General features: G+C 62.2%; 16 protein-coding genes. 6 read left to right on the plus strand and 10 right to left on the minus strand.

Features of this window, described 5'->3' with window-relative positions; translation table 11 throughout:
* Window positions 1–37: 37 nt before the first annotated feature.
* Both ACIOMR_RS09125 and trmA read left to right on the plus strand, forming a co-directional pair.
* Complete coding sequence (locus tag ACIOMR_RS09125; protein ID WP_003215557.1) at window positions 38–1,333, plus strand: NCS2 family permease; 1,296 nt, start codon at window positions 38–40, stop codon at window positions 1,331–1,333.
* The gene (gene trmA, locus ACIOMR_RS09130) at window positions 1,330–2,409 is read left to right on the plus strand and encodes a tRNA (uridine(54)-C5)-methyltransferase TrmA (protein ID WP_003215555.1); all 1,080 of its coding nucleotides are present in this window, start codon (window positions 1,330–1,332) and stop codon (window positions 2,407–2,409) included. The genes ACIOMR_RS09125 and trmA overlap by 4 nt, the downstream gene beginning before the upstream one ends.
* Window positions 2,410–2,572: 163 nt before the next feature.
* On the opposite strand, the gene ACIOMR_RS09135 is transcribed toward trmA, so the two are convergent.
* From ACIOMR_RS09135 to ACIOMR_RS09165, 7 genes are all read right to left on the minus strand, one after another.
* Window positions 2,573–3,901 (minus strand): TolC family outer membrane protein, encoded by a 1,329-nt coding sequence (locus ACIOMR_RS09135; protein ID WP_177020964.1) that lies wholly within the window; start codon window positions 3,899–3,901, stop codon window positions 2,573–2,575.
* Window positions 3,898–5,229, minus strand: coding sequence for an HlyD family type I secretion periplasmic adaptor subunit (locus ACIOMR_RS09140; RefSeq protein WP_177021509.1), 1,332 nt, complete (start codon window positions 5,227–5,229; stop codon window positions 3,898–3,900). The genes ACIOMR_RS09135 and ACIOMR_RS09140 overlap by 4 nt, the downstream gene beginning before the upstream one ends.
* Window positions 5,226–6,968, minus strand: coding sequence for a type I secretion system permease/ATPase (locus tag ACIOMR_RS09145; RefSeq protein ID WP_102369947.1), 1,743 nt, complete (start codon window positions 6,966–6,968; stop codon window positions 5,226–5,228). The genes ACIOMR_RS09140 and ACIOMR_RS09145 overlap by 4 nt, the downstream gene beginning before the upstream one ends.
* A gap of 176 nt (window positions 6,969–7,144) precedes the next feature.
* Window positions 7,145–7,765, minus strand: coding sequence for a heme acquisition protein HasA (locus ACIOMR_RS09150; protein WP_003215551.1), 621 nt, complete (start codon window positions 7,763–7,765; stop codon window positions 7,145–7,147).
* 108 nt (window positions 7,766–7,873) lie between these two features.
* The gene (locus ACIOMR_RS09155; RefSeq protein WP_102369949.1) at window positions 7,874–10,624 is read right to left on the minus strand and encodes a TonB-dependent receptor; all 2,751 of its coding nucleotides are present in this window, start codon (window positions 10,622–10,624) and stop codon (window positions 7,874–7,876) included.
* A 133-nt stretch (window positions 10,625–10,757) separates the two neighbouring features.
* Complete coding sequence (locus ACIOMR_RS09160; protein WP_401193595.1) at window positions 10,758–11,747, minus strand: FecR family protein; 990 nt, start codon at window positions 11,745–11,747, stop codon at window positions 10,758–10,760.
* Window positions 11,748–11,810: 63 nt separating this feature from the next.
* The gene (locus tag ACIOMR_RS09165; RefSeq protein ID WP_003215543.1) at window positions 11,811–12,332 is read right to left on the minus strand and encodes an RNA polymerase sigma factor; all 522 of its coding nucleotides are present in this window, start codon (window positions 12,330–12,332) and stop codon (window positions 11,811–11,813) included.
* Window positions 12,333–12,537: 205 nt separating this feature from the next.
* Between ACIOMR_RS09165 and aroQ the strand changes: the two genes are divergently transcribed.
* Both aroQ and ACIOMR_RS09175 read left to right on the plus strand, forming a co-directional pair.
* Window positions 12,538–12,978 carry a type II 3-dehydroquinate dehydratase gene (gene aroQ, locus ACIOMR_RS09170; protein WP_087693554.1) on the plus strand — a complete coding sequence of 147 codons (441 nt, stop codon included), beginning with the start codon at window positions 12,538–12,540 and terminating at the stop codon, window positions 12,976–12,978.
* Window positions 12,975–13,841 carry a shikimate dehydrogenase gene (locus tag ACIOMR_RS09175; protein WP_166742179.1) on the plus strand — a complete coding sequence of 289 codons (867 nt, stop codon included), beginning with the start codon at window positions 12,975–12,977 and terminating at the stop codon, window positions 13,839–13,841. Before aroQ ends, ACIOMR_RS09175 begins: the two co-directional genes overlap by 4 nt.
* A gap of 122 nt (window positions 13,842–13,963) precedes the next feature.
* Here the strand turns inward: ACIOMR_RS09175 and ACIOMR_RS09180 are convergent, their stop codons facing one another.
* Together ACIOMR_RS09180 and quiC are read right to left on the minus strand one after the other, a co-directional pair.
* Complete coding sequence (locus ACIOMR_RS09180) at window positions 13,964–14,629, minus strand: TetR/AcrR family transcriptional regulator (RefSeq protein ID WP_003215538.1); 666 nt, start codon at window positions 14,627–14,629, stop codon at window positions 13,964–13,966.
* 71 nt (window positions 14,630–14,700) lie between these two features.
* A complete protein-coding gene (gene quiC, locus ACIOMR_RS09185) occupies window positions 14,701–16,599 on the minus strand; it encodes a 3-dehydroshikimate dehydratase QuiC (RefSeq protein WP_401193600.1) in 1,899 nt (632 codons plus the stop codon).
* Window positions 16,600–16,853: 254 nt separating this feature from the next.
* On the opposite strand from quiC, the gene ACIOMR_RS09190 reads away from it, so the two are divergent.
* Complete coding sequence (locus ACIOMR_RS09190; RefSeq protein ID WP_003215533.1) at window positions 16,854–18,188, plus strand: MFS transporter; 1,335 nt, start codon at window positions 16,854–16,856, stop codon at window positions 18,186–18,188.
* Between the two features lie 5 nt (window positions 18,189–18,193).
* Here ACIOMR_RS09190 and ACIOMR_RS09195 read toward each other — a convergent pair whose 3' ends face one another.
* A complete protein-coding gene (locus tag ACIOMR_RS09195) occupies window positions 18,194–19,072 on the minus strand; it encodes a DMT family transporter (protein ID WP_003215531.1) in 879 nt (292 codons plus the stop codon).
* A gap of 186 nt (window positions 19,073–19,258) precedes the next feature.
* Here ACIOMR_RS09195 and ACIOMR_RS09200 point away from each other — a divergent pair, with 186 nt between their 5' ends.
* A complete protein-coding gene (locus ACIOMR_RS09200) occupies window positions 19,259–19,675 on the plus strand; it encodes a hypothetical protein (protein ID WP_008436613.1) in 417 nt (138 codons plus the stop codon).
* Window positions 19,676–19,682 lie beyond the last annotated feature (7 nt).

A 19,682-nucleotide genomic window follows, 5' to 3' on the forward strand; every position in this document is an offset into this window, starting at 1 on the left:
CAAATAACGACGCAAAATAGCGTCACAGGGAGCAGGCATGCTGGAAAAGCTGTTTCAACTCAAGGCACACAACACGAATGTGCGCACCGAGATTCTCGCGGGCGTCACCACCTTCCTGGCCATGGCCTACATCCTGTTCGTCAACCCGAGCATCCTCGGCGAGACCGGCATGGACAAGGGCGCGGTCTTTGTCGCGACCTGCCTCGCGGCGGCCATCGGTTCCACCGTGATGGGCCTGATCGCCAACTACCCGATTGCCCTGGCACCGGGCATGGGCCTCAACGCATTCTTCACCTACACCGTGGTCCTGCACATGGGCCACACCTGGCAAGTGGCGCTGGGCGCGGTGTTCATCTCGGCAGTGCTGTTCTTCCTGCTGTCGATCTTCCGCATCCGCGAATGGATCATCAACAGCATCCCGCTGCCCCTGCGCTCGGCGATTGCGGCGGGTATCGGCCTGTTCCTGGCGTTGATCGCCCTGCACAACGCCGGCATCGTGGTCAGCAACCCGGCCACCATGGTGGGCCTGGGCGACCTGAAACAACCCGCGCCGATCCTCGCCACCCTCGGCTTCGCGCTGATCGTTGCGCTGGAAGCCCTGAAAGTGCGCGGCGCGGTATTGATCGGCATCCTGGTGGTGACCATCGCCTCCATCGTGCTGGGCTTCACCCCGTTCGGCGGCGTGATGTCGATGCCACCTTCGCTGGCCCCGACCTTCCTGCAATTGGACATCAAAGGCGCCCTGGACATCGGCCTGGTGAGCGTGATTTTCGCGTTCCTGTTCGTCGACCTGTTCGACAACTCCGGCACCCTGATCGGCGTCGCCAAGCGCGCGGGTCTCATGGGCAAGGACGGCCACATGCCGAAAATGGGCCGTGCGCTGATCGCTGACAGTACGGCGGCCATGGCCGGCTCGCTGCTGGGCACCTCGACCACCACCAGCTACATCGAATCGGCGGCGGGCGTGAGCGCCGGTGGCCGTACCGGTTTGACCGCCGTCGTGGTCGCGATCCTGTTCCTGCTGGCGCTGTTCTTCTCGCCACTGGCGGCCAGCGTTCCGGCCTTCGCCACCGCACCGGCGCTGCTGTTCGTCGCCGTGCTGATGACCTCGGGCCTGGCCGAAATCGACTGGGACGACATCACCGTCGCCGCACCGGTGGTGATCACCGCCCTGGCGATGCCATTCACTTATTCCATCGCCAACGGCATTGCCTTCGGTTTCATCGCCTGGACCGCCATCAAGCTGCTTTCGGGCCGCTACCGTGAGCTGAACCCGGCGCTGGTGATCCTGTCGATTCTGTTTGTGATCAAGCTGGGCTGGTTCAACGCATGACTTTTGACGCCGCAAGCTACACCGTTCAACTGGAAGAAAAGGTCACGCGCCTGCGTGACCTGCTGGCGCCGTTCGACGCGCCAGAGCCTCAGGTTTTCGACTCGCCGTTGCAGAACTTCCGCCTGCGGGCGGAGTTCCGCCTGTGGCGCGAAGAGGGTCAGCGCCACTACGCAATGTTCTCCCAGGACGACAAGCGCACACCGATCCTCATTGAAGAGTTTCCGATTGCCAGCCTGCGCATCAACCAGTTGATGCCGCAACTCAAGGCCGCCTGGCAAGCCAGCGCCGCCCTGAGCCACAAGCTGTTCCAGGTGGAGTTCCTCACCACTCTGGCCGGCGACGCGATGATTACCCTGTGCTATCACCGCCCGCTGGATGAGCATTGGCATACGGCGGCGAACAAGCTGGCGGCAGACCTGAACGTCAGCATCATCGGCCGCTCCAAGGGCAAGCGCGATGTGATCGGCCGCGATTACGTGGTCGAGAAACTCGACGTCGGCGGTCGCACCTTCAGCTATCGCCAGCCTGAAGGCGCGTTCACCCAGCCCAACGGCACGGTGAACCAGAAGATGCTCAACTGGGCATTCGAAGCCCTGGGCGATCGCAGTGACGACTTGCTGGAGCTGTACTGCGGCAACGGCAACTTCACCCTGCCCCTGGCCACTCGCGTGCGCAAAGTGCTGGCCACCGAGATCAGCAAGACTTCGGTGAACGCGGCACTGAGCAACCTCGATGAAAACGCGGTGGATAACGTCACCCTGGTGCGTTTGTCTGCCGAAGAGCTGACCGAGGCCTTGAATGAAGTGCGGCCGTTCCGCCGCCTGCACGGCATCGACCTCAAGAGCTACGAGTTTGGCAGCGTGTTCGTCGACCCGCCGCGTGCCGGCATGGACCCGGACACCTGCGAGCTGACCCGGCGCTTCGAGAACATCCTGTACATCTCCTGCAACCCGGAGACGTTGGCGGCGAACATTGCGCAACTGCATGACACGCACCGGATTACCCAGTGCGCCATGTTTGACCAGTTCCCGTGGACGCACCACATGGAATCGGGTGTGTTGTTGACCCGGCGTTAAATCCCCAGCATTGCAAAAATCAAAATGTGGGAGCCGTCGAGCTTTAGCGAGGCCGCGATGGCGGTGGGTCAGACAGAAAAATGTCATCAGCCCCGCCGCCATCGCAGCCTCGCCAAGGCTCGACAGCTCCCACAGTGGATCGGTGTGTTAGCCGATATAGCCATCATGCCGATGGCTGGAAATACCCCGCCAACGCCCGCAGGTCCTGCTCGTTCAGCAACCCTGCAAAATACTTCAGTTGTATCCGCGCCAGCAGATACGCATGCCGCGCATCCGCCAGGTCGCGGCGTGCCGTGAACAGTTGCTGCTCGGCATCCAGCACATCGAGGTTGACGCGCTCGCCACCGGTCACGCTTTTCTTCGTCGCCGTCACCAGGGCGGTGGCCGAGCTGACCGCCATTTCATACGCCCGCACTTTGGCCGCGCCGCTGGTGTTGAGGTTGAATTGCTTGCGCAGTTCGATCAGCGTCCTGGCGGTCTGCGCGTCCAGTTCATATTGGGCCTGGGACAGTTGATTGGCGGCCTGACGGGTTGACGCCGACACCGAGCCACCGGCGAACAGCGGCAGGCTGACCTGGATGCCGACGCTGTTGGTGTCGTACTTCTGGTTGTAGCTGCTTTCCGAATCCGAGCTGGTCTGGCGACTGCTCGCATACAGGCTGACCTTGGGCATGTGCCCGGCGCGCTTGCGCTCCACTTCGTATTCGGCGACGTCCAGCGCGTGGTGCTGGGATTTGAGCTCCGGGTTGTTGGCCATCGCCATTTCCCGCCAGGTCTCGAAACGGTTGGGCTCCAGCGGCGGGATCTCGAACTGGCGAGTCAGCGGCGCCAACTCGTCTATCTGCAACGGCTGGCCCACAATCGCTTCCAGCTCGCGCAAGGCTGCGTCCTGGGTGTCCAGGGATTCGATCTCTTCGGCCTGGGCCAGGCTCAGGCGTGCCTGGGTTTCCAGCACATCGGTGCGGGTGCCCTCGCCGCCCTTGAGCAGCCGTTCATTGAGTTGCAGGCGCTCGGCATACGCGCGTTTCTGGGCGCGGCTCAGCTCGATCCGCTCCTGGGCCAGCAACGCCTGGCTGTAGGCGCTCAACACCCGCACGGCCAGTTCCTGGCTCTTGCTGCGAAAGCGTTCATCGGCAAACAGCGCCTGCGCTGCACCCTGGCGATAGCGCGCATAGGCTTCGTAATCGAGCAGCGGTTGTTGCAGGGTCAGGGTCGAGGCATAGCTGCGGTAATCGCGGTCGCTGGTGACGTTGCCCACCGCCGTCGACTGGGTGACTTCGGACTCATTGCGCGAGTTGTTGTAGCTCCAGGACAGGTTCGGCAACAGCCCGGCGCGGCCGATGATGCGGTTTTCCTCGCCGGCCTCGCGCTCCTGGATTGCCGCCTGAAACGTCGGATCGTTGCGCAGGGCCAAGTCATAGGCGTCGAGCAATCCCAGCGCCTGAACCGATCCACTGCAGGCACAACACAGACCGAATAACAGCGCCTTCATTCTTCCACCAACGCCATGTGAGTCCGATCCATCAAGGGTTTGAACAGGTAGTTGAGCATCGAGCGCTCACCGGTTTTGACGAACGCTTCCACCGGCATGCCCGGGCGAATCTGCAAGCCGTCGAGCTGGCGCATGCCAGCTGCACTGACCTGGGCGCGCAAGGTGTAATACGGCTCATCGGTGCGCTCGTCGACCTGGCGGTCGGCCGACACCAGCGTCACTTCACCGGCAATGCGTGGGGTGGTGCTCTGGTTGAACGCCGAGAACAGCAACTCCACCGGCAAGCCCGGGTGCACCTTGTCGACCATCTGCACCGGCACCCGCGCTTCCACCAGCAGTGGTTCGCCCTGGGGCACGATGTCCATCAGCGCCTGGCCGGGCTTGATCACGCCGCCTTCGGTGTACACCTCCAGCCCCACCACCACGCCAGCCGCCGGCGCGCGCACCAGGCTGTTGGCCAGTTCGAATTCGGCCGAGGCCAACCGGTTGCGCAAGTCGTCGCTGCGGGTGCGGGTTTCGGCCAGTTGGCCGCGCAGGTCTTTCTGGAAGTCTTCGCCGAGCTGGCGGATGCGCAGGCGCAGTTCAAGGACTTGCCGTTGCAACTGGCCGATGCGGCCGAAATCCTCGGCAATCGCACCGTCGAGCTGGGCATACAGCCGTTCATTTTCCAGCAGCCGATTGCGCGGAATGTAGCCGTCCCGCGCCAGCTCGCGCAGGCCTTGCAGTTGTTCATTCATCGCGGTGCGTTGCAGCACTTTGCTGGCCTGGGATTCCCGGGTGCCGCGCAATTGTGCCTCGGCCCCGGCGATGGTTTCCCGCAGGCCTTGCTGCTCCGTGGCCAGGGCCTGGGCGCGACTGCTGAACAGTTGCCGTTGCAGGCTCAAGGTGGCGGCGGCCTCAGGCTCGTTCAGCAGTTCGGGGCCGAAGACGATGGCCGACAAGCCTTCGCTCTCGGCACTCAAGCGCGCTTCGCTGGCCCGGGACGCAATGAACTGGCTGCGCAAAGACTGCATCTGCCCGCGCAACGGGGTTTCCTTCAGGCGGACCAATACCTGGCCGGCGCTCACCACCTCGCCATCGCGCACCTCGATCCGCTCGACGATCCCGCCCGCGGGGTGCTGCACCGTCTTGCGGTGCCCCGACACCATGACCTTGCCGGACACCGCCACACCCTTGTCCAACGGTGCCAGCGCGGCCCAGCCCAGGAACCCGGCAAACCCGCCGAGCACCAGCAACCAGCCCAGGCGCGCGTATTTTTTATCGTCCAGCGCCAGCACGTTGTTCACCGGCGGCACGCTGTTGTCCGTCACAAGCACAGGTCGGCTCATGCTTTTTTTCCTTCACCGAGGCGGTAGCTCATGCTCATCGCCGACACCGGTTTGGGCGGCGCGGCCGCCGGTTTCTGCGTGGCCTCCAGCACCCGCGCCGTGGGCCCGAACGCCTGCAACTGGCCGTCCCGCAGAATCAGTAATTGGTCCGTCAACGCCAGCACAGGGGTCTTGTGGGTGATCAGCACCAGCGTGCGACGCTGCGCCTTGAGCAAGGTGATGGCATGGAGCAAGGCCTGCTCGCCGGCCTCATCGAGATTGGAATTGGGCTCATCCAGTACGATCAGCGCAGGCACGCCGTACAGCGCTCGCGCCAGCGCGACACGTTGCTTCTGCCCGCCGGACAACCCGGCACCGCCCTCCCCCAGTTGGGTGTCGTAGCCTTGGGGCAACTGCAGGATCAGTTGATGCACGCCGGCCATTTGCGCGGCAGCGAGCACCTTGTCCGAATCCACGGTGTCGAAACGCGCGATGTTGTCGGCAATGCTGCCGGCGAACAGCTGGATGTCCTGGGGCAGATACCCAATGTGCGGGCCGAGTTGCTGCTTGTCCCATTGCGCCAGGTCCGCGCCGTCCAGCCGCACCTTGCCGGCCAAGGGCGCCCAGGCCCCCACCAGCAACCGCGCCAGGGTCGACTTGCCGCAACCGGAAGGCCCGATCACGCCCAGCACGTCACCGGCAGGCAGGCTGAACCCGAGGTTGGCCAATGCAGGCCGACGACTGCCAGGCGCACACGCGCTTACCTGCTCGACCGTCAACTGGCCGCTGGGCGCCGGCAAGCTCATGCGCTCGGTGCGCGCCGGGTTGGCCGCCAGCATCAGGGTCAAACGGTCATAGGCCAGGCGCGCCGAACTCCACTGTTTCCACACGCCGATCAGTTGGTCGATAGGGCTCAGTACCCGCCCCATCAGGATCGAGCCGGCGATCATCATGCCCGGCGTAATCGCCCCCTGCACCGCCAGCAATGCACCCAGACCGAGGACCAATGACTGCAACGCCAGGCGTACGCCCTTGGACCAGGCACTGATGGCAGCGGTCTTTTCACTGGCCAGGTTCTGCGCCGCCAGAAACGCCTGGTGCTGGGCAAACCAGCGCGCACGCAGGGTTGCCAGCATGCCCATGGCTTCGATGGCTTCGGCATTGCGCAGGTTGGCCGTGGCCTGCTGGCTGGCGCTGATCGACAGCTGATTGGCCTGAGTCAACGGTGCCTGGCAGATGTGCTGGTTGGCCCACGCCAGCGCCATCAGCATCAGCGCACCGGCCAGCGCCAGGACGCCGAGCCAGGGGTGGAACAGGAAGATCACCAGCAAGTACACCGGAAACCACGGCGCATCAAAAAATGCGAACAGCGCCTGGCCGGTGGCGAACTGGCGCAAGGTCGTCAGGTCGCTCAACGCCTGCCCGGCCGCCTGGGTACCGCCCTTGAGTTGCGCCTCGAACGCGGCGTCGTACACCCGCTGGTTCAGGCGCATGTCCATCTGTGTGCCAAGACGGATCACCACCTGGCTGCGCACCCACTCCAGCGCGCCCATCAAGCCGAACAAGCCAAGGATCATCAGCGTCAGCATCAACAGGGTCATCGAGTTGCCGGAGGCCAGCACCCGGTCGTAGACCTGCAACATGTACAGCGCCGGGGCCAGCATCAACAGGTTGATCACTGCCGAAAACAGGCCAATGTTGAGGAAGCCACTTTTATAGGCCGTGAGAGCGGCCAGGGTTTCGTTGCCGGCATGGCGCATCGAGGGATTCTCATGGGGGAAATCGGGAAGCGCCGCCCGCGTTTGACACGCCGCGCGCCGCTGCGCAGAATTTGTCACCGCCGTCGCCCTGGCCTTCGAAACTCACGGCGACGACGGGGTTTACGCAGCGAATGGGAGAGTGATCTTCCATTCGCTTTTTTCATTGCGCAGCAACATCAGGCAGCGAGTGCCCAGTCCTGTGCAACGTCCTGCACGCCTACCAGGGCGACGTCGGTGGTGGTTGCCGTAGCGTGTGCTGCCAGGCCGGCCGAGATCTCGTCGAAGGTGTTGGCGGTGGACAGGCCGAAGTCGTCCAGCAGGTTGTTAAGCACGGTTTCCAGTGCCGAGGTGTTGCCTTGCATCAGGCTGTAGATCACGTTCTGAACGTCGTTGCCGACGCGGCCTGCACCTTGTGCCGCGCTCAAGTCAAGGCCGTTGAAAGCCACTTTGAACGCATCGAGGGTGAAGTCGCTGCCATTGCCGCCGCCCAGGCCGGTGCCCAGTTGAACGTTATCCAGGTTGCCCCACAGGTAGTGGTTTTCGTTGTGGCTGGCTGGCAGCGCCGGGTTGAATACGTAGTGCAGGCCGTTGCTGGTGTTGCTGTCGGCAATGAAGGCGTAGTCGGAATTGTTGGCGCCGTGGGTCGAATACTGGTCGCCGCTCAGGGAGCCGTTGCTGAAGCCGCCGGTGTTGCTGCTGCCGTGACCCGCAGTGTTGAACCCCAGTGCCCAGTCGGTCAGGTAGTCCGAGACGGAGTAAGCACCGAGCGCAGCTTCGTAACTAACAGAAATAGTCATCACTTAACCTCGTTATAAACAACACGATTGATCAGCACGCTCATACAGCGCACTTTTTGCCCACCCTTGGGCAAAACCGTTGGTTGATAAAGTGCCGTGGCACCTTGATCAGAACTTGTATTCGAGCATCCCGCTCAACGTTCGCCCGCGCGCCAGGCTCAGGTTATTGGCGTCCCCCATCGCAACGAAGTAGGCCTCATCGGTGGCGTTTTCCAGCGCCAGGGCGATGTTCAATTGGTCGGTCATCCAGTAGCTGGCGTACAGGTCATAGAGGGTGTACTGGGGCCATAGCGCCTGGTCGATGAAGTCATAACCTTGTGAGTCGAGGTTCTCGCCATTGCCTGAGCTGTAGCGCACGCGGACGCCCATATCGAGTCGCTTTTCCAGGAAGCGCGCGCCCAGGGTCAGCGAGCCGCGATCAGCCGGCATATAGGTGGCGTTGCCCATGATCCGGCCACAGCTTTCCTTGTTGTTGGCGACATCGTCGTCCAGCACCTCATACGTGGTCACCGGGCGCAGGCCGGTCGTGCCGTTTGGCCGGGTGTAGCGTTCATAGCGTGTGGTGGACGGCCCGTTCTTCTTCGCCCCGCCCATGTAATAGTTCTTCGAGCAGAACTCATTACTGCCGATCATGTGGGTGTAACTAAGGTTGGCGTACGCCCGCCCCATGTCGTAGTTGAGCTGGTACTCCACCCCCCGAAAGCGCGTGGGGTTGGTGTTATTGACGTACGCCATCGTGCCGAGAAAACCGCCGACGGAGGTCTCCGGCAAACTGACGCTGTGATTGAGGAAAGAGAAGTTCTCGATCCGGGTATCGAAGTAAGCCACCTTCATGCCCAGGCGGTCGTCACCGAACAGCAGTCCCTCTTTGAATACGTTCACGCCCATTTCCCAGTCCCGCGACTCTTCGGGTTTCAGGAACGGGTTGGGAAACACCCGCTCTGATGAGCTGCCACCGTGAGGACGCCCGGTCATGAAGGTTTCCGTCACCGCCGGCGGGCGCCAGCCCTTGCCCCAGCGGGCGTAGAGTTGCATCCAGTCCAGCCCCGGCTTTATGCCGATACCGAACGTGGGAGAGAACTGACCCTCTTCTCTATCAATGTCGAACACTTCCTCGACACGCTTGGCACCTACCGTGCTGCTGTAGAACCGATCGCGCCGGTAGAGCGTCATCCCGGTGACCCCTTCCAGCCGATAGCGGTCGTACCGCAAGCCCGCATCCAGCGTCAGCCAGTCGCCATATTCGTACTGCAGGTTGTTGAACAGGCTGGCGATGGTGCGTTTGCCACCGGGCGTCCCGCCTTCAACGTAAGGCAACAGGCCGGAAAGGTTGGTGGCCTCGACCTTGTTGGTACTGGGCTTGAACTTGTCTTGATACACCTCCACGCCGTAGTTCCAACTCACATGACCCAACGCATCGAAGTCGAACCGCGATGTGTTGTCGCCCTGTACACCCCAGGTATCGGTCTGAAAATGATCCGTGTAGCCCGCCACATAGTTGCCGGAGGTCAGCGACGCGGTGTTGGGCGCATTGTCCCGGTCCATCTGTGTGGTGACGTAGTAGACCTTGGCCTTGAAATCGATCAGCGGGTTATCCGGCGTGTAGCGATAATCCAGTCCGACGTTCCTGGCATTGAGGTTGTTCTTGCTGACGCGCTGGTAGTACACGCTCTGGTTATCCGGGGCGGTGTAGGCCCACGCGTCATTGCTGTCGCTGTCACTTTCCAGGTAGCTCAGTTGCACCCGTTGGTCATTGGGCAGGTTCAGGCCGAACTTGACGATTTGCGAGCGGGTCACGCTGCCGGTGTCACCGACCTCACTGTTCAGCCAATCGTCGAAGGCCGCAGGCTGGGAGTCACGAGCGCGCAAATGAGTACCCAGTTTCTGGTCGTTGTGAGTACCGGCGCGGTAGTCGCCAAAATGCCGTTCGCTGTACCCCAGCAGCACGTCGCCGCGCTCGTCGCCAAAGGCAAACACACCGCTGCCGTTGAAATAGGTGCCGTTACCCAGTTCACCAATCCCGCTACCGGCACGCAGACGCCCGCCATAGTCCTTGCCATCGGCCAGGAACTCACTGGCCTCCAGGGTCTTGAAGGATGCAATCCCGCCCAACACGGCAGCACCGCCTTGCCCGGACTGGCTGCCCTTGTCGATTTCGATGCTGGAGATGAATTCCGGGTCGATCAACATCGTGCCGTTGCGCTGCTGGTGGCCGTTGACGTTGAAGTTCTGGCGCATGCCGTCGATGTTCATGTTGACCCGGCCGTAGTCCTGCACGCCGCGGATGTTCACCGACAGGCCCGGGTCACGCTGGTTGACGGCGGTGTACACGCCGGCGGTTTCTTCGAGCATGTCGGCGGCGTGGCGTGGTGGGCGTTTGTCGATCTGCTCGCGACTGATCACGGCCACCGAGCGCGGTGTGTCGTACACCCAGTCGCTTGGCTTGCCGTTGGTGTTGCCGGTGATGGTGGTGGTGCCCACGGTCAGCGCACCGTCATGGTCGGCGCCGACGCGAGTCAGCGTCACCTGCCGGTCCCCGGTAAAGCGGTATTCCACCGGTGCACTGCCCACCAATCGGCCGAGGCCTTCCTGGGCGCTGTAACGGCCCTTGAGCGCGGTGCTGGTGAGGCCTTGCAGGCGCGCGCTGTCGAACAACACTTGCAACCCGGCCTGGTCGGCGAACGTCAGTACGGCAAGGCCCAAGGGTTGCGCCGCAATATCAAACGTCAACGTGACAGGCTGTGATTCACCGACTGGCGCCTCGGCGGCCTGCACCTGGCAGGCGGAGGCTAACAGCCCCAGGTGGATGGCAAGGGCCAACCGGCTACCGGTGTTGCGCCCCTTGGTGATTGCAGACATCGACGTTATCCCTTCGCTGACCATTCTTGTTTATGCGAATACTTCTCACTTAACAGGACGTGTCAGGCGTCGGAACTCAGTAAGGTTTTTTGAAAGTTTTTTCAAAGGGCGTAAACGGGGCCCGGCGACCCCATCAATAGATCAGGCTCAGCCCCGCCAGATCAAAGCGCTGCACCTGTAATTCTTCGGTCAGGGTGCCGAGGGCCGTGTCGAGCATATCGAGGCGGAACACGCCGCTGACTTCACGGGTGCCGAGGTCGGCATTGGTCAGCACCACCTTGCCCGGCCGGTAGCGGTTGAGCTGTTCGATGACCTTGGCCAGCGGCAAGCGGTCGAAGATCAGCACACCGCGACGCCAACTGGTGGCGCGCTCCAGGTCGAAGTCGTCGAGGGCGACCACGCCGTTCTCCGGGCTGTAGCGCGCAGCCTGGCCTTCCTTGAGCACCGTTTCTTTCTGCGGCAGCGCCTGCAGCGTGACGGCCACACTGTGCTGCAACACTCCGACCCAGGCCTGCCGGTCGTCCTCATGCTCGACCACAAACCGCGTGCCCAGGGCACGGGTTTGCCCGCTGGCGCTGTGCACCACGAACGGCCTTTTTTCCTCACCGGCCATGGGCGCCACATCAAAGATGGCCGAGCCTTTGATCAGGCTGATGCGCCGCTGCACACCGTCAAAATCCAGCTTGATCGCACTCGCAGAATCCAGTTGCACGCTGCTGCCGTCCGCCAGGTGCACGGTGCGCACTTCGCCTTTTTGGGTGAAGTAATCGGCCTGCACCTGCAGCAGCGCCTCAGGCCCGCGCACCCAGCCGACGCCCGCCACCACCAGCAACAGCGCAACACTCGCCGCCATGCGCCACGGCCTGCGCCGACGAGGGCCGCGCACCGGCGCAGCGGTAGCGGGCGGCCGCTGGCGATGCACCGTCTCATCGCGATGCACCTCGCCCAGCGCCGCCCACGTCTGCTCGGCAAAACGCAGCGCCGCTTCATGGCGGCTGTCTCTGGCGATCCATTGGCGCAGCTCGGCCTGCTCCTGATCGGTCAGGGCGCCGGCGTGCAGGCGCACCGCCCAATCGGCAGCCGCCTCGGTAATGCTGTGCTGTTGCGGACCCGGGCTATTCACGTGTGAATCTCGAATTTTTCGTTATATAACGCTGTGACGTCTGACCCCAGATTTGTCGGTAATTCATTCGTCGGACGGCCCCGCCTCACCTTCCTGCAAACGCTGCATGACATACGCCAGCGCCTTGGCCAGGTGCTTTTGCACTGAGCTGTCGGAAATGCCCAGGTGGCGCGCGACCTGGGCATGGGTCATGCCCTCGATCCGGTTGAGACGGAAAATCTGCCGGGTACGCTCCGGCAATTCCGCCAGTGCCTGCTTCAATGCCTGCCGCTGTTGCTGCGCCATCGCCTGAGCCTCCAACCCGGCCATTTCATCTTCAATCTCGGCCAGCGCCTCATGGGGCACGGAGTCGGTCTTGCGCCGCGCCTCCTGGCGGATATGGTCGATCAGCAGATTGCCGGCCGTGCGATAGAGATAGCCCTGGGAGTTGTCGATGCGCTCGCCGGCCGGCTTTTGCGCCAGGCGCAGGAAACTCTCCTGCACCAGGTCTGCGGCCAACTGCGGGTCCCGTACCTTGCGTGCGAGATACCCGCGCAGGGTATCGGCGTGCTTGAGAAACAGGCCTTTGAGATCCACGTCCGACAAACCGACTCCCTGGAATGTTAAGGAAACAGGCGGGCATCTTAAGCGTTGTCGAGAATGATTTTCAATTGATATCAACTCTGATCCACACAACGGTGGTTTTCATTCAGCGTTCGGTAATCGAACGGTTCCCACCCACGCGATTGACCAAATTAACCATTCAGTACATTTTATTGACATACATAAAAACAACAGTGGAGAACCCTCTATGCCGCCCATCGTGCTGGTGCTCAACGGCCCCAACCTCAACCTGCTCGGCACTCGCGAGCCTGCCACTTATGGCCATGAAACCCTGGCCGACCTTGCTGCCCTGTGTGGCCGCAGCGCCGAGCAACTGGGCCTGAAAGTCGAATTCCGCCAGACCAACCACGAAGGCGAATTGCTGGACTGGATCCACGGCGCCCGCGCCCGTTGCGCCGGCATCGTGATTAACCCGGCAGCCTGGACCCACACTTCAGTGGCGATCCGCGACGCACTGGTGGCCAGTGAAGTACCGGTGATCGAAGTGCATTTGTCCAACGTGCATGCCCGGGAAGCGTTCCGTCATCACTCGTTCGTGTCGCCGATTGCCAAGGCGGTGCTGGCCGGGTTTGGCAGCCACGGTTATCACCTCGCCCTCGAACATTTCAGCAAGACCTTGAAGGGATGAGCGCGGTGTCCAAACGTCGAATTCTGGCCGGCCTGATCGGCGCCGGCATTCAGGCTTCCCGCACCCCGGCCCTGCATGAGCATGAAGGCGATGCCCAGGGCCTGCGTTACCTCTATCGCCTGATCGACCTCGACCGGCTACAGGTGGATACCCGCGCCCTGCCCGACCTGTTGATGGCGGCCGAACAGATGAACTTCACCGGCTTGAACATCACCTACCCGTGCAAGCAGGCGATCCTGCCGTTGCTGGATGACCTGTCACCCGAAGCACGGGGCATCGGCGCGGTGAACACCGTGGTGCTTTGCGACGGTAAACGCATCGGCCACAACACCGACTGCCTGGGCTTTGCCGAAGGCTTTCGCCGGGGCTTGAGTGATGTGGCTCGCAAGTTCGTGGTGCAGATGGGCGCGGGCGGCGCCGGGGCGGCAGTGGCCCATGCGCTGCTGGGTGAAGGCGTGGAACGCTTGAGTATTTTCGACATGGACGCCGAACGTGCCCGCAGCCTGGCGAACAACCTCAACCAGCATTTTGGTACCGGCCGGGCGCAGGCCGGCAATGACCTGGAAAGCGCCATGGCCGAGGCCGATGGCCTGGTGAATACCACGCCGATGGGCATGGCCAAGCTGCCGGGCATGCCCGTGCCGTTGGGCACCTTGCGCGCCGACTTGTGGGTAGCGGAGATCGTCTACTTCCCACTGGAAACCGAACTGCTGCGCAACGCCCGCGCCCTGGGTTGCCGCACCCTGGATGGCGGCAACATGGCGGTGTTTCAGGCGGTGAAGGCGTTTGAGTTGTTCACTGGCGAAGTGGCGGATGCAGAGCGCATGCTCGCGCACTTCCAGAGCATGACCACCCAACTGTAGAAACCGGATTAGAAATGTGGGAGCGGGCTTGCTCGCGAATGCGGTGGATCAGCCAAACATCCGGCGACTGACACTCCGCCTTCGCGAGCAAGCCCGCTCTCACATTTTGCTCAGTGTTGAACTCAGGCCTGCAAATAGCGCAACACCGACTCGCAGATCATCGCCCGATGCCGCTGCTTGACCGCCTCATCCGACAACTCGATCTGAAAGATCTCGCTGAAGGTGTGGCGGTTGGACACCCGGTAAAAGCTGAACGAGTTGATCAGCAGGTGCACGTCCAGCGGCTCCAGCCCTTCCCGGAACAACCCCAACTCGGCGCCCCGGCGCAACGTGGTGCCAAGGGCTTCGAGGATGTTGCTGTTCATCGCCTTGATCGACGTCGACTGCTTTACATACTCGGCGTTGTGGATGTTCTCGATGCTCACGATGCGCACAAAATCCACGTTCTGATCGTGGTGATCAAAGGTGAATTCCACCAGCCGGCGGATCGCTTCCCGGGGCTCCAGGGCCGTCAGGTTCATCCGTGTCTCGGTGTTGCGAATGTCGCCGTAGAGTTTCTCCAGCACCTCGACGTAGAGCTGTTCCTTGCTGCCGAAGTAGTAATAGATCATGCGCTTGGAGGTCTGGATACGCTCCGCGATCGCGTCCACCCGGGCGCCGGAAAGGCCCTGGGTGACAAACTCGACGATGGCTTCCTGGAGAATGTTCTCGCGGGTCTTTTCCGGGTTGTTCTTGCGGCTCTTGCGCGGTGCGGTGGCCGCGGCGGGAAGCTCGGAGGTCAGGGTCATGGTGCGCTCACGGCCTTAGGTGCAGGCGCTGATTATGGGCCGCGCCGCACGCCGAAGGAAGCGCCGGCACCTTACAACCTGGCCTGGCGCACCGCACCGCTGCGGGACTTGGCCATGGCCGCCAGGCGCACCGCCACGTTGGCCGCACCGTAGCCGGCGTAACCGTTCTTGCGCTGGATGATCTCGAAGAAAAACCGGCCCTCGAACGGTTCGGTATAAACGTGAAACAGTTCACCGCCCTGGGCATCGCGGTCGTAGAGGACGTTGTAATACGCGAGCTGGCTGAGGAACTCGTCATCGAAATCAAACCGCGCCGCCAGGTCATCGTAATAGTTCAGCGGGATATCCAGCAGCGGCACGCCCGCATCCTTGGCCCGGCTGACCTCGGCGAAAATGTCCGCGCAGTCGAAGGCAATGTGGTGCACGCCCGAGCCGCGATAGCTCGACAGCGCGTGGGAAATCGCGGTGTTGCGGTTCTCGGAAATATTCAGCGGCAGGCGAATCGAGCTGCAACGGCTGCGCAGTGCCCGGCTTTTCACCAGGCCATAGGGGTCCGGCAGCACCACTTCGTCGTCGGCTTCGAAATCCAGCAAGCTTTTGTAGAACAACACCCAACTGTCGAGGCTGTCGGCGGGCAAGGCCATGGCCATGTGGTCGATGCGCAGCAGGCCGCCGCTGGCAGCGCTTGCGGGTTGCAGGTTGAAGTCGGTGTCGTAGAGGCCGCCTTCGCTCTGATCGACGAGGTAGATCAGGCTGCCATCCGGTGCACGCACCGCTGCCAGCTCCAGCTCGTTGGGGCCGACCAGCCCACGATACGGCTGGCCCTTGTAGGCCACCGCCCGCTCCAGGGCCTTGGCGCTGTCCTTGACGCGGATCGCCGTGGCGCACAACGACGGGCCGTGGGCCTCGAAGAAGTTATGGGCGAAGGAATAGGGTTCGCAATTGAGGATCAGGTTGATATCGCACTGGCGCAACAGGCTGACGCTCTTGGATCGATGCTGCCCGGCCTTGACGAAGCCCAGGCGCTCCAGCCATGAAGTGAGCTTGGCGCCGAGGTTTTCATCCACGGCAAATTCCAGGAATTCAATGCCGTCGTATTCGCTGGCGGCCGGGGTTTCAAACAGGATCTCGGGGACCTGCGTCGCTTCTTGCTCCAATCGCTGGCGGGTTTTCTCTTCGAGGTACAGCAGCGAGCGCAGGCCGTCGGCGGCATTCGCCCGGGTCGGCGCGGCGCGGAAGCCGTCGTTGAAGATTTCCAGGGACAACGGCCCGGTGTAGCCGCTCTTGATGATCGGGGCGAGAAAGCCCGCCAGGTCGAACTCGCCCTGGCCTGGGAAGCAGCGGAAATGCCGGCTCCATTCCAGTACATCCATCGCGAGGATCGGCGCATCGGCCATCTGCACAAAGAAAATCTTGTCGCCGGGAATCTCGGCAATCGCACTCGGGTCGCCCTTGAGAGACAGGGTGTGGAAGCTGTCGAGCAACACGCCCAGGCTCGGATGATCGATCTTGCGCACCAGGTTCCACACCTGCTGCCAGGTGTTGACGTGCCGGCCCCAGGCCAGCGCTTCATAGCCGATGCGCAAGCCCCGGCGGCCAGCGTGTTCGGCCAGCAGGCTCAGGTCATCCAGCAGAATGCTTTCATCGCCCACGGAATCGGCTGACGCGTTACTGCACACCAACACCAGGTCAGTGCCCAGCTCCTGCATCAAGTCGAACTTGCGCTCGGCCCGCTCCAGGTTGCGTGTCAGGCGGTCGCGGCGGCAGCCCTCAAAGTCCCGGAACGGCTGGAACAAGGTGATGGCAATGCCGAGGTCGGCGCACATTTGCCTAACTTCACGCGGGCTGCCGTCGTAATACAGCAGATCGTTTTCGAAGATTTCCACGCCATCAAACCCGGCAGCCGCGATGGCTTCGAGTTTTTCCGGCAAGGTTCCGCTCAAGGAAACGGTGGCGATGGAGCGTTGCATGGGGCGACTCCCGGCATTGAGGCATGTCTTGTTTACGGCAAATTATTGGCCGCCAGGTTCATCACAGCAATTGAAATGTACGAACCGGTTAGTTTTATGGGCGATTATCGAACAGAATGGCAATCGGCGAATTGACGATTTTTTAGCCGCTGCGCACCATCGACAGCACATTGAGCCCCGCTTCCATTGAGCGGCCTCGGTTAACCAAGACCCTGAACACACCATAAAAATTTCAAAAAAACGGGTACTTCCTCATGCCTTCGCAAAATCCCGCCGTGGCCGTGGGCCACAGCAATCCCCATAGCGGCATCGGTGACAAAATCCGTGGCGCCATGGCTGTCGGTAAAACCCGCTGGGGCATGCTGGCCCTGGTGTTTTTTGCCACCACCCTGAACTACATCGACCGCGCCGCCCTCGGCGTGATGCAACCGATCCTGGCCAAGGAAATGAGCTGGACGGCGATGGACTACGCCAACATCAACTTCTGGTTCCAGGTGGGTTACGCCATCGGCTTTGTGCTGCAAGGCCGGTTGATCGACCGGGTCGGCGTCAAGCGCGTGTTCTTCTGCGCGGTGCTGCTGTGGAGCCTGGCCACTGGCGCCCACGGCCTGGCCACCTCGGCGGTGGGCTTTATGGTCTGCCGGTTCATTCTCGGGCTGACCGAAGCCGCCAACTACCCGGCCTGCGTCAAGACCACCCGCCTGTGGTTCCCCGCTGGCGAGCGTGCCGTGGCCACCGGGATCTTCAACGCCGGCACCAACGTCGGCGCGATGATGACGCCGATGCTGCTGCCGCTGATCCTCCACGTGTGGGGTTGGCAGGCGGCGTTCCTGTGCATGTCGGCACTGGGCGGGATCTGGCTGGTGCTCTGGGGCTTGAAGTACTACAACCCGGAAGACCATCCAAGCGTGAAGCAATCGGAACTGGACTACGTGCAACAGGAAGTCGAACCGGAACAACCCCGCGTACCGTTCAGCCGGATCCTGCGGATGCGCGGCACTTGGGCCTTCGCCCTCGCCTACTCGATGACCGCGCCGGTGTTCTGGTTCTACCTGTACTGGCTGCCGCCGTTCCTGAATCAGCAATACAACCTGGGCATCAACGTGACCCAGATGGGCATCCCGCTGATCATCATTTACCTGACGGCGGACTTCGGCAGCATCGGCGGCGGGATCCTGTCTTCGTTCCTGATCGGACGCGGGATGAACCCGATCAAGGCGCGGCTGCTGTCGATGTTGCTGTTTGCCTGCTGCATCGTCGGAGTGATCATGGCCGCCGGCTCCAGCCACCTGTGGGTCGCGGTGTTTGCGATTTCCCTGGCCATCGGCGCGCACCAGGCCTGGACCGCCAACATCTGGAGCCTGGTGATGGACTACACGCCCAAGCACATGATGAGTACGGTGTTTGGTTTTGGCGGCATGTGCGCGGCCATCGGCGGGATGTTCATGACCCAGATCGTCGGCCATATCCTGACCGTGACCAACAACAACTACACCGTGCTGTTCACCCTGATTCCGGCGATGTACTTCATCGCGCTGATCTGGATGTACTTCATGGCGCCGCGCAAGATTCCGACCGTCGAGGTCTGAGTTTCCTACCTGCGCCGCTGCTGCCAGGCAGCGGCCAACCCGCTCAGGCAAATCACCCCGATCCCGACCACGGTGGTCAGGTCCGGGGTGTGGTTGAACACCAGCCAGCCCAACAACCCCGCAAACACGATCTGGCAATAGCCGAACGGCGCCAGCAGGGCCGGCGCTGCGAAGCGGAAGGCCTGGGTCAGCATCAAGTGTGCGGTCATCCCGCAAGTGCCCAGCGCCAGCATCAGCACCCCGTGCCACAAGCTCGGCACCTGCCAGAAGAACGGCACCAGCGCACTCATCACCAAGGTGTTGCACAACCCGGCGAAGAAGTTGCTGGTGGTGGGCGTGTCGTACTTGCTGAGGATGCGGGTGAGCAGTTGGTAGAAGCAGAAGAACAACGCCGACGTCAGCGGCAACAACACCGCGGGGGTGAACAGCTCACCGCCCGGGTGCACAATGATCAGCACCCCGATAAACCCGCAAATCACCGCCAGCCATTGGCCGCGGGTCACGTGCTCACCCAACAGCGGCACCGACAACGCGGTGACCAGGATCGGCGCAAGAAAGTTGACCGCCGTGGCTTCGGCCAACGGGATAAAGTGCAACGCCGCCGTAAAGAACAGGCTGGTGCCCAGCAGGCACAAGGCCCGCGCCACTTGCAGCAAAGGGCGTTTGCTGCGCAGCACCCGCAGGCCCGATTGCGGCAGGAAGATCCCGGCCATCAACAGCGTGTGCACCAGGTAGCGGGCCCACACCACCATCACGATCGGGTAGAACCCGGCCAGGTATTTGGACAGCGCGTCGTGGCTGGAAAACAGAAAGGTCGCCACCACAATCAGCAAAATGCCTTTGAGCGGGTGGTTGACGCCGGAAAGTGGGGTACTGAGGGTCATTGCATTCTCTTGAGTGGCAGGCTGAAATGACCGCCGCATACCGCGGCATAATCTAGAACGGGTGACGCGCCTCGCTCAAGAGCATAACCAAACACTGTTCGAACAGCGCACTAAATTGCGGTTTTCCAGTCCAACGCTTCACGCCGCCCCGCCCACTGCGCGTTTTTTAACCAAGGCCTTCTCACCATGAAAAAAACCCTGTTGATTCTTTCGACCCTGACGCTGCTCAGCGCCTGCGACAAGCAAGCCGAGACCGCCAAGGCGCCCGCCCCGCCGTCTGTCCAGGCAACGTTGGTACCGCAAGTGCTGCCCACCGACAAATGGGTCGGCAAGTGGATTGGCGTCGAAGGCCTGAACCTGACCATCGCCAAGGACGACAGCATCGGCCGCGGCCACTATGTACTGACCATGAAATACGGCCTGGATGACGACGATTCCGGCACCTTCAAGGGCCAGGCATCCGAAGACGGCATCACCTTTGAACGCCCGGACGGCCCGCAGATCCTGAGCGCTGGCGACGGCGAAGCCACTGGCCTGAAATGGCTGGCCGACAAGAAGGACTGCCTGATCGTCGACACCGGCGAAGGGTATTGCCGCGACTGACACAAGC

The sequence above is a fragment of the Pseudomonas sp. NPDC087814 genome (assembly GCF_044742865.1).
Classification (GTDB): Bacteria; Pseudomonadota; Gammaproteobacteria; order Pseudomonadales; family Pseudomonadaceae; genus Aquipseudomonas.

Excerpts from the sequence above, each read along its gene's own strand:
- ACIOMR_RS09125 (WP_003215557.1), top strand. The coding sequence starts at position 38 with ATGCTGGAAAAGCTGTTTCAACTCAAGGCACACAACACGAATGTGCGC.
- aroQ (WP_087693554.1), top strand. The coding sequence starts at position 12,538 with ATGCCGCCCATCGTGCTGGTGCTCAACGGCCCCAACCTCAACCTGCTC.
- ACIOMR_RS09140 (WP_177021509.1), bottom strand. The coding sequence starts at position 5,229 with ATGAGCCGACCTGTGCTTGTGACGGACAACAGCGTGCCGCCGGTGAAC.
- ACIOMR_RS09145 (WP_102369947.1), bottom strand. The coding sequence starts at position 6,968 with ATGCGCCATGCCGGCAACGAAACCCTGGCCGCTCTCACGGCCTATAAA.
- ACIOMR_RS09190 (WP_003215533.1), top strand. The coding sequence starts at position 16,854 with ATGCCTTCGCAAAATCCCGCCGTGGCCGTGGGCCACAGCAATCCCCAT.
- quiC (WP_401193600.1), bottom strand. The coding sequence starts at position 16,599 with ATGCAACGCTCCATCGCCACCGTTTCCTTGAGCGGAACCTTGCCGGAA.
- ACIOMR_RS09155 (WP_102369949.1), bottom strand. The coding sequence starts at position 10,624 with ATGTCTGCAATCACCAAGGGGCGCAACACCGGTAGCCGGTTGGCCCTT.
- ACIOMR_RS09180 (WP_003215538.1), bottom strand. The coding sequence starts at position 14,629 with ATGACCCTGACCTCCGAGCTTCCCGCCGCGGCCACCGCACCGCGCAAG.
- ACIOMR_RS09150 (WP_003215551.1), bottom strand. The coding sequence starts at position 7,765 with ATGACTATTTCTGTTAGTTACGAAGCTGCGCTCGGTGCTTACTCCGTC.
- ACIOMR_RS09200 (WP_008436613.1), top strand. The coding sequence starts at position 19,259 with ATGAAAAAAACCCTGTTGATTCTTTCGACCCTGACGCTGCTCAGCGCC.
- ACIOMR_RS09195 (WP_003215531.1), bottom strand. The coding sequence starts at position 19,072 with ATGACCCTCAGTACCCCACTTTCCGGCGTCAACCACCCGCTCAAAGGC.
- ACIOMR_RS09135 (WP_177020964.1), bottom strand. The coding sequence starts at position 3,901 with ATGAAGGCGCTGTTATTCGGTCTGTGTTGTGCCTGCAGTGGATCGGTT.
- trmA (WP_003215555.1), top strand. The coding sequence starts at position 1,330 with ATGACTTTTGACGCCGCAAGCTACACCGTTCAACTGGAAGAAAAGGTC.
- ACIOMR_RS09175 (WP_166742179.1), top strand. The coding sequence starts at position 12,975 with ATGAGCGCGGTGTCCAAACGTCGAATTCTGGCCGGCCTGATCGGCGCC.